Annotated in this window: 9 protein-coding genes; 5 read left to right on the forward strand and 4 right to left on the reverse strand. The window is 38.6% G+C overall.

The window, feature by feature from the left end; genetic code table 11:
* Positions 1 to 10: 10 nt before the first annotated feature.
* Complete coding sequence (locus ASG93_RS07910; protein ID WP_235550777.1) at positions 11 to 802, reverse strand: ABC transporter permease; 792 nt, start codon at positions 800 to 802, stop codon at positions 11 to 13.
* Positions 803 to 1,209: 407 nt separating this feature from the next.
* On the opposite strand from ASG93_RS07910, the gene ASG93_RS07915 reads away from it, so the two are divergent.
* Complete coding sequence (locus tag ASG93_RS07915; RefSeq protein ID WP_056830600.1) at positions 1,210 to 2,934, forward strand: sensor histidine kinase; 1,725 nt, start codon at positions 1,210 to 1,212, stop codon at positions 2,932 to 2,934.
* Positions 2,912 to 4,285, forward strand: a complete 1,374-nt coding sequence (locus ASG93_RS07920; protein WP_056830602.1) for a response regulator — start codon at positions 2,912 to 2,914, stop codon at positions 4,283 to 4,285. Before ASG93_RS07915 ends, ASG93_RS07920 begins: the two co-directional genes overlap by 23 nt.
* A gap of 817 nt (positions 4,286 to 5,102) precedes the next feature.
* Here ASG93_RS07920 and ASG93_RS37110 read toward each other — a convergent pair.
* The 3 genes from ASG93_RS37110 to ASG93_RS07930 form a co-directional block, all read right to left on the reverse strand.
* Complete coding sequence (locus ASG93_RS37110; protein WP_082614777.1) at positions 5,103 to 5,531, reverse strand: AAA family ATPase; 429 nt, start codon at positions 5,529 to 5,531, stop codon at positions 5,103 to 5,105.
* A gap of 198 nt (positions 5,532 to 5,729) precedes the next feature.
* Complete coding sequence (locus tag ASG93_RS07925) at positions 5,730 to 6,263, reverse strand: hypothetical protein (protein ID WP_056830604.1); 534 nt, start codon at positions 6,261 to 6,263, stop codon at positions 5,730 to 5,732.
* 136 nt (positions 6,264 to 6,399) lie between these two features.
* Positions 6,400 to 7,602 carry an AAA family ATPase gene (locus tag ASG93_RS07930; RefSeq protein WP_268795994.1) on the reverse strand — a complete coding sequence of 401 codons (1,203 nt, stop codon included), beginning with the start codon at positions 7,600 to 7,602 and terminating at the stop codon, positions 6,400 to 6,402.
* A 536-nt stretch (positions 7,603 to 8,138) separates the two neighbouring features.
* Here ASG93_RS07930 and ASG93_RS07940 point away from each other — a divergent pair.
* The 3 genes from ASG93_RS07940 to ASG93_RS37120 all read left to right on the forward strand — a co-directional run.
* Positions 8,139 to 8,333, forward strand: a 195-nt coding sequence (locus ASG93_RS07940; protein WP_235550778.1) for a hypothetical protein, incomplete at its 3' end; no start/stop codon positions are given.
* Between the two features lie 198 nt (positions 8,334 to 8,531).
* On the forward strand, positions 8,532 to 8,929 hold a 398-nt coding region (locus ASG93_RS37115), incomplete at its 3' end, for a helix-turn-helix domain-containing protein (protein WP_414858847.1).
* Between the two features lie 21 nt (positions 8,930 to 8,950).
* Complete coding sequence (locus ASG93_RS37120; RefSeq protein WP_414858848.1) at positions 8,951 to 9,055, forward strand: AraC family transcriptional regulator; 105 nt, start codon at positions 8,951 to 8,953, stop codon at positions 9,053 to 9,055.
* The last annotated feature ends 328 nt before the right edge of the window (positions 9,056 to 9,383 follow it).

Here is a 9,383-nt window from a genome sequence, read left to right on the forward strand (position 1 = left end):
TTTCTCCTTTCTAGAAGATTTTATAACGGGCAATCTTGTAGGCAATGCGATAGGCAATCACGATTAATAAAAAGCTGATGCCAGATTTGAATAACCCGACGGCCGTACCGAAACCATATTGTCCATTCAACAAGGACGAACGATAAACATAAGTGTCGATAATATCCCCTGTACTATACACAAGCGGATTGTACAAGTTAAAGATTTGTTCAAAACCTGCATCCAGGATACTCCCGAGACTTAATGTGGAGATGACAACGATCATCGGCATCATGCTCGGCAAGGTAACGTGGACGATTTGCTGTCGTCTTGATGCGCCATCAATCTCGGCTGCTTCATAATAAGAAGGGTCAATTCCCGTGATGACCGCCAAATAAACAATCATGCCGAAACCAAAATTTTTCCACAAATCGCTGATAACAACCATTGGCCTGAAGAAGGCGGGATCCCCCAAGAAATGAATCGGCTTCATGCCAATAGCGGATAGAACGTGATTGACACCGCCATCAAGACCCAGAACGTCAAGCATAATACCGGCAATCGTCACCCAGGATAAGAAATGGGGCAAGTACACCAAGGTTTGAATCCCCTTCTTAAGTCCTACGCTTCTAATTTCATTTAACAAGATGGCCATAATGATCGGAACGATGATGCCGGCTGCAATCTTCATTACGGCAATAATAATCGTATTGATAATCGCTTGGGTGGATTCATGGTATTGAAAGATTCTTGCGAAGTTATCCATCCCGATCCACGGCGAACGGACAAATCCCAGCCAAGGCTTGTAATCTTGAAATGCCATAATTAAGCCGCCCATGGGTCCGTAAGAGAAAATGATAACGAATACAAAAGCCGGAATACACAACACATACAAAGGCCAGCTTTTTTTGATCTCCTTTCCCAAGCGACGCTTACGAACGCTGTACGCATATTTCACTGATGCAGCGTGGGCTTCCGTCAACTGAGCTATTTTTATTCCCTCCCTTCATTCTATTATGCGCTATGAATCGCCTACGGGTTCATCTTAACAAAAGCGCTTTCATGTTGAAATGTCATTATCTGAATATCATAACCAATGATTTAATCGGTTCGTTTTCGTGCTTCCTGTTTGTTCCATTCCCCTTTTGGCAAATATCGCTTATTATATCCGTAGATACTATACCTTATTATTTCATAAGAATCTCTTTTTATCCGACAAGGGGAATGCGCATGATCAAGAAAGTCAACATGAAGTGGTTCATTTACTTTTTCGTCTTTTTTCTCCTATTGACTTTAGGATTATTCTATTTTTTGGAGAATTCAGGCGCAAGAGCAATCCAGGAGAGCTTGGTAAATTCGTCCAAAGATCAGCTTTCTTATGCGGACAGCATAATCAATGGCGTTATTTCGGAAGCGAGTGTTTACGGTGCTCAATATACAGCTGAAAACTCCGTCCGTTACCTTCAAAGCCAAAAGCATAATTTAGGCCCCTATGATTTCCAGATGCAAAAGAATGCGATCTCGAACCGTCTACTGGACCCGCTCCTCTCCAGTCAAGCTATCGAGTCAATCGCCATCTACTGGGGGCCCGACGGTGACTTTATATCAACCGGTTCACTTTCACCCACCGTCTTTGAAAGCGTAACCCAACGGGGATGGCAATACGTAAACGGCAGTTTTATTTATTATTCGGTCTACCCTTATTTTTTTCAACCCGAAGATCTTGCCAATATTCAATATGTCGTGGGGGTGAAGCTGAAGACGGAATATTTAGCTGCTCTGCTCGAAAAAGCTTATAACGGCAGCAATTCAAACGCCTATTTCCTGGTCGGGAACAACACGTTGATCAGCAGCAAGACCGTGAACAATGAAATTGTCGAAAAGGCTAAGAAAACGATTAAGCCCGATTCGCAAGAGATATTCAAGTTTGACTATAAGACTCATGATGGAACTTACTATGTATTAACGAAGTATATCAAACCGATTGACACCTACCTTGTCACTTATACGCGAACGAACGCCTTTTTGAATCCGCTCAACCTGAACAATCAGGTCTTCTTTTTAAGCATTCTGGTTATTCTGGTCATTGGACTCATCATGATTTTTATGTTTTACCGAAACTTTTATCGAAACGTTTACTTGCTGAACAAGAAGTTTTATCAGGTGGAAAAAGGAGACTACGGCACAAGGATTATTGAAAACCCTGACAACGAATTTTTCAACTTGTTTCAAAGCTTCAACCACATGGTTGCCAAAATTCAAGCCTTATTTGCCTCGCTGAAGATTGAAACGGATCTGCGAAGAAACGCGGAAATCAAACAATTGCAGTCCCAAATTAATCCACACTTTCTTTACAACAGTCTCTTCTTTATCATGTCATTGGCGAAGACCTCACCGGAAGCGGTTATGCAGATGAGTAAACATTTGGCGGAATATTATCGATATTTGACAAAAATAGATTCGCACGAGATCACGCTCGCTTCCGAAATGGTGCTCGTGGACCATTATTTGTCTATTATGTCCCTGTGCAAAAATATCAAGTATACCATTAATCTTGCGCCCGAGCTAAGAGATTGGCGAATGATGCCGCTTATCATTCAACCCATCGTTGAGAACGCGATTCAGCATGGTATTGAAGAGCGCCAAGGCGCTCATCGTGTTTCGATCGATGTGAAAGCAGCCAACCCCGGTGCACTTATCGTGATTGCCAATGATGGAAAAGGACTTACTCCTGATGAAATCAAGCAGCTTGAGGCACGTGTTCAAAATGATTTGCCCCCCAAAGGCACAAACGGGATCGGGCTTTGGAATGTTAATCAGCGTCTCAAGAATATATACGGCGAAAGCAGCAGTCTGCGTTTTTTCATAAATGACTGGGGCGGTTTAACCGTTACGTTTACCATTGATTTTTTCCCTGATGAAGGAGGACACTATGCGGTTACTGATCGTGGATGACGGCCATTACATCGTTGAATATTTGAAGCATCTGCTGGATTGGAATAACATGGGCGTCAAAAACATTCGGACAACCACTAACCCTATTGAAGCGAAGCAACTTTTGGATCAAGCGTACATTGATATTCTGATCACGGATATTCGCATGCCGGAGGTTTCGGGGGTCGATTTGCTGGAGCACGTTAATAAGAATAAGCTTCGGACCAAGGTGGTTTTCCTAACAGGTTATTCCGATTTTGAATATACGCAGAAAGCCATTCGTCTGGGGGCAGTCGATTACTTACTGAAACCCGTAGATAAAGATGATATGGAAAAATCAATGAAAAAAGTGTTGAAACAGATAGAAGAGGAGCGCTTGAAGACGAATATCGATTGGAAAAATTTCGACGGACTCGGTTACCTCCTATCCGTCATAAGCGGGCATCATTCAATACCCCATGATTACAAATTATATGATGATGCTTTAGCAAGCGAAACATATTGCTTTTTTCAAGTTCCAACTGCCCGTGTGAACGATGAAATCCTGCTTAGGGACAATAGCGGCGGTGTAGAACATTTTATCTGGTCCACCGATACAACGATAGCGGGAATTGTTTTGAAGTCATGTACCGAATCGCTTGCAAACAGGATCGATACCTTGACGTTTTCGGATAGCTTTCATTTCCATCAAAAGAATACCGTCCGCCATAATTTTTATCAGTTCTTTTATAATGAACATGTGAGCGCTGGTGAGTTTGAATGGTTGCGTGATCGTGTTGTCTTTCCAAATCTGGAGACTGGATCATGGGAAAGTTTCAGAAAAACCCTCCTGAAAATGTATGCGCAAATGCTATCTGGGAAGCAAAAGATCACCTTTCTTATGGAATTGATTCATTTTCTATATTTTACATATTGTCAATTGCAAGCTAGCGAGCTGAAAGACTGGATATTCAACCAATTGAACCATCCGGATGCCACTTTCCATTCGATATTGATTGCGATCAGCCAAATGGAAAAGGATATACGGTTGTCCAATGATGATATGATTAATGCCGTCCATGCCTATATAGCCGATCATCTTAGTGACGCGTTAAGCTTGGACGAATTAGGAAGAGTCGTGCATCTTCATCCCGTTTATCTTTCTAAACTGTATAAGCAGGAAACCGGCGAGAATCTATCCAACTATATTTCCATGAAGCGGTTGGAAAAGGCCTCCAGGTTATTGATTGATTCCAATCTGCATGTGATCGATATTTCTCATCTGGTCGGGTACAAAAAACCGCAATATTTTATAAAACTGTTCAAGGAACAATATGGTACCACCCCCCAGCAATACCGCAAAATCAGATTAGGTCGGGATGCAAATGGATAAACCCTGAAAACCTGATGATCCACGGTCCTGCTGGAACAGCATAAAGACGACCACGGCAATATACAACTTTTCATATTGACAAGACCGAAATTCCGCTCCCTACCTGCTGAAGAATCCACAATTGGGTTGTGTCGGAGCTGCTCGGCTGCTAAATGAGATTGGCTCCATCCGCCCTTCAGGTAATCTTTCACTGCTTGAAGCTTGAACTCAGCCGTATAGCTTCAAGCAGTGAAAGACTCTCTCAGTTCATCAGAGTCGTTTTATTAATCCCATATTTCTTGGCTGCGGCTAGAAAACCAATTTCTCCGCTTGTTACTTCTTCGAGAATAGAGGAAGAAAAAAAAGTTGCATGCTTTCAACAAAATATAGTCTCATCTATCATAACGACCGTAACCTCTCGCTAATTTTCGAAACTTACATATATGCATATTAGTGAATATTTATACCTTTTCTCAGCAATTATGAAAATCCATTCTCACTAATTTTGAAAATTTCCTCAATAATTCTGACACTACTATTATTTGTGTGGTGTCATAATTAGTGAGAATATTGAAGTCATAAACGTTGATTTATCCAGCCGTTCTTTCATAATTAGTGAGAATAGATTCGTTCCAGGTATCTTAAGGATGCGGTTATTTTCATAATTAGTGAGACTATCTGCAAATGTAAATTTGTATATTTATTCATTATAATGTATAACCGAAATGAATCCTGTTTTGGATTAGAGTTTCCTTCGTGTGCATTCTTTTCCTAAGACAAAAAAAGAACACGATAACCCAAAATGGGTTCGTGTTGCTTTTTTTGAATTTACATTTAATCAAGCAATCAGACTATAATGTATACTTCTCCTATTAATGTTTGCTATATTTAGAGTTTCTATACGAGATTGTAACGGTAAAGTCCCGATGTACAGAACTTTTATATTGGTCTGATACACAAACCGGAACAATAATGAAAAATGCTTCAGCATCATTCTATTTGATATTAATAGATTTTGTGAGTCATCAATCACTAGAATCAAGAATCGAGATAATGTTAATAATAGCTGATTTTCCAATTCTAATGTAGTATTTCGTTGCGGATTAAGATCCATCTTTCGTAATAATGAAATGATAAACTCTTTCTCACTACCACTTCTAGGAACGTTAGTTAGTACTGCTGAATTAACAATAGTTATTCTATTGATATCTTCACATTGCTTTGCAAAGAGTGACTTGCCAATTCCAGAATATCCATCAACAAACATAAAATCAGCTGGGGAAGTTTAAAAATTCTCAATTTCCGATTTTAGACTATTAAACATTCTTCTCACGCCCAACTTAAGTACCAGTTATTATATAATTATTTCCAAACATTAGAAATTATAAACATATTTCGTTCGAATTAAAATTAATATAGACTTCAATCAGTTAGGAGGAATAATGATGCTTCTATCTATTTTCACTTATACTTTTTTTGAAAAGGTTAAATTTCTCGCTCTATTCATAATTTTAATAAAAGTTTGAAGGTCCTCTGTTGCAACATCCTCATTCGTTTTTGCAGGAGCAGAGTCATTGTAATTTCTTTGATTTTTCAGTTCATTTATTTCCAACTTTAACTTCGAATTCTCGTTTATTAACTGTTCAAATTTTTGAGCTTGATCCCTTGCTATCTTTATGATTTGGTTAAAAGCCTCTTCATATTTAGGTCCTATACTTCCATATGCAAGAGAAGAAACAGAAGTTACACGAACTTGTTGTTTTTGTTGTTTTAAATTCATCCTAAACGATTTAGCATCATTTATCTCAGTTTCGTATTGTGATCTTAGTTCTTTATTCCATCGAAACCCACATGCAGCCGCGGTACGGTTCAATTGAGAGGCTGATTCCTCAAAGGCTGCAAGTTGAGTACTACCATTTTTAATATGACTAATAACTGTTTGTACTAGTGTTAAATCATGACTTTTTTCCCAAGCATCTTCTCGTCTCTTTTCTTTCATTCTAATCCACCTTCTTTACTATGTTATTAGAGATTGTTACCTGTAATATTAATTTTATTCAAAGTAAATGCATAAAAGACCCACATTTAGTATATGTAGGTCTTTTATGCATTTACTAATTGATTGAAACTCTTAATCAAGTAGTAATACCAATACTATTCATTAAGGCAGAAAATTGATCTGGATCTTCTTTTAGCTTATTTATGATTAACTTAGCGGCTGATACCATTTCAGGTACTTCAACTGGCATAATAGCTCTTTCAATAGAACCGCTCAAATGCGAATACTCATTATTAATTCTATCTATCAGTATTGGCGGAATATTATCAGTTCCAAAGAATCGTTGAATCTTGTCATCCGAATAATCAGGATATTTAAAGTAGAGATATATCTCTAAGAATTTCCTTGCATTATTCCCGAAATTGTAAAATAACTCATAATTAGTATCGTCAACGTTAGCAATGCAAGAACATTTAAAAATACAGGAAAATAGGTAGTTAAACTCCGTTCCATATTCTTTTAAGCATTTTGGCATTTGAAGAATAGTTGAGTAATGACCTTGCCTATTGATGATAAAGTATTGTTTACCACTATTCTTGAGTCTACCATTAGCCTGTTGTTCATAGCTATTCAAGCGTCTAAGGTACTTCAAAAAATCAAGATTGTGCGTTGAAACAAATATTTGTTCAAATATATCCTTCTCTGCTAATTCAGCAACGATTAAGCTAAAAACAAAAAAAATATGATTCGCATCTAAACTGGAAATTGGGTCATCAATCCAAATGATAGGCTTACTATCCTTCGTATTTACATCATCTAACTTCGCCATAAAATAGCAGAAGGCAATTAAACTACATTCACCTTCGCTAAGATGGTAAGCTCGTTTACCACCTCGAACAATTTCGAACCGAATTTTCTTTTCTCCATTTTCAATGCCTTCGATAGCTTGTAATGAAAGAAATTCATGACCGAAAAAATCGGCTAAGTACTTATTTACTCTTAAAGCACCTTTTTCTTCATCATTGAGTTGACGTTTGAGATCCTGTATTTTATCTAACTTAGCATTAATCTCGAATTTAAGATTTTCAAGTGCTTTCTTCTCAATATCTAGTTTATTTTTTAAACCGTCAATATTCAATACAATTGCGCTATAACCAATCGCTGTACAAAAATCGTAAATTTCCTGACTTAAGAGCGCCATTTTCGCCGTGGACTGTTCTTTACTTAGCTTATTGGAGAAATCATTGGAGCGATTACGCAACTCTTCATAGCCTTTCCAAATTTGGAGGAGCTCTTCAGAGTAATCCAACGGACTTTCGAAAGACATGGAAACCGTTATAGCTTTCTTCCTTCTAGGGGATTACTTATAAAACTTCAGTAACGTTGCATAAATCATAACATCGACAATTATTATAATTTTCTGAAATCTTATATTTTTGTGTAAGAGCTAAAAAATGACGGAGGTCTCTCGATCAGGCAGTTGCTGTCCATTTGGTATTTATATCCATTTTAATTGGCGGTTTTGTTCTGATCCAATCGCTACACGGCTACATTTCCCTCAGGCTTTTTTCTGTCGACCTTTTAAGGTTCGACTTGGCGGACGTGTTACAGCCTCCTTAAAGTTATCCCAAGGTTTCCATAACAATGTTTTCAAGATATCCACAAGCTCCGACAGTGGCTTTTTGGTCTCCAGCTCCAATTTCATCAACAAGTCCAAACAGTATGCAATGAGACAAATCCACTATAGCAATTATTGCGCAAAATATAATCTGAAAGACCTCCAATTGTTGAAATACGGACTGGTTAATGTTATTTCGGAGATTCTTGCCGAAACATACGAGCATGAATTTGTAGAGGTCGAAGAAGACCAAGTTCTTGATCCAGGGTCAAACGGAGGATGCCAAAGATATATTGTCGGATATGATCCGGCATGCATCTCAATATAGCTACACCATACTCAATTCCGTCCTTATCAGGTTGCTGTTATCCATCCGTTATGCGATTGAAATTCTGGAAGCCAATCATCACATCAAAGTGAATACATCCGTATATGCATCCGATCTATCCTCCNGGATCGCGAGAGTGTAATTGTACCCAATCCATTTATCGTGGTTACCAAGTACTGCATCTCAATATAGCTACACCATACTCAATTCCGTCCTTATCAGGTTGCTGTTATCCATCCGTTATGCGATTGAAATTCTGGAAGCCAATCATCACATCAAAGTGAATTTTAATTTCAATACGTATTTGGCCAACCTGCAAAAAATGGAAACGATAGATAAAATCGAAGCTGATTTCTTTGAATTGTTCGAGAACCTGTCCAAAGAGCTGGAGTCCAAAAAGGATAACAAATATATCAGGCTGTTGGAAGACGTTGACCAATTTATCCAAGCAGACTTCGGAAACCCTTACCTGTCATTGGATACCATAGCGGAAAAAGTGAACCTATCCCCGGCTTATCTGGGGAAATTATTCAAAAAGCACAGGCTGATCTCTATGACAGACTATATCACTAATGTCCGGGTTACCTATGCCAGCAATCAAATTGCCGTATCGGAGGATACCATTAACGAGATTATGGAAAAGTCGGGCTTTTCAAGCCGCAGCCATTTTTTCACCTTATTTAAAAAGGCCTATGGAGTCACGCCGAATCAATTCAGAAGNACTTCGCAGCCTCGAGATTTATGGAAAAGTCGGGCTTTTCAAGCCGCAGCCATTTTTTCACCTTATTTAAAAAGGCCTATGGAGTCACGCCGAATCAATTCAGAAGCAATTTTAAAGGAAAGTAAAGTAAAAAAAGCCGCCTTTAAAGTAATAACGAAAGCACCGAAAACTATTTTTTAATGATAGCCCCTTCTGCGAATAGCGCAGAAGGGGCTTTTCCCAATCCCGGAAAAGCCCACGCTTTGAATCAAAAGATCACGATAGTAATTTTCTTGAGTATTCCTTGGTGAAAATAGAATGGTACTTGCTCTGGTATCACATCAATCATCGAGCAATGATGAATACCAAACTTGAAAAAATTGAATCAATCCAAGAGTTGTCCATTTCACCTGAGCGAGTCGCCCAAATTGGTTTAGACATTGAGAAGCAAGTTGATTACGATGAAATTCATGG

Origin of the sequence: Paenibacillus sp. Soil787 (assembly GCF_001429545.1) — a bacterium.
Lineage (GTDB): Bacteria > Bacillota > Bacilli > Paenibacillales > NBRC-103111 > Paenibacillus_E.

Coding starts and splice junctions, on each gene's coding strand:
- ASG93_RS07910 (WP_235550777.1), bottom strand. CDS start 802: ATGGCATTTCAAGATTACAAGCCTTGGCTGGGATTTGTCCGTTCGCCG.
- ASG93_RS07915 (WP_056830600.1), top strand. CDS start 1,210: ATGATCAAGAAAGTCAACATGAAGTGGTTCATTTACTTTTTCGTCTTT.
- ASG93_RS07920 (WP_056830602.1), top strand. CDS start 2,912: ATGCGGTTACTGATCGTGGATGACGGCCATTACATCGTTGAATATTTG.
- ASG93_RS37110 (WP_082614777.1), bottom strand. CDS start 5,531: ATGTTTGTTGATGGATATTCTGGAATTGGCAAGTCACTCTTTGCAAAG.
- ASG93_RS07925 (WP_056830604.1), bottom strand. CDS start 6,263: ATGAAAGAAAAGAGACGAGAAGATGCTTGGGAAAAAAGTCATGATTTA.
- ASG93_RS37120 (WP_414858848.1), top strand. CDS start 8,951: ATGGAAAAGTCGGGCTTTTCAAGCCGCAGCCATTTTTTCACCTTATTT.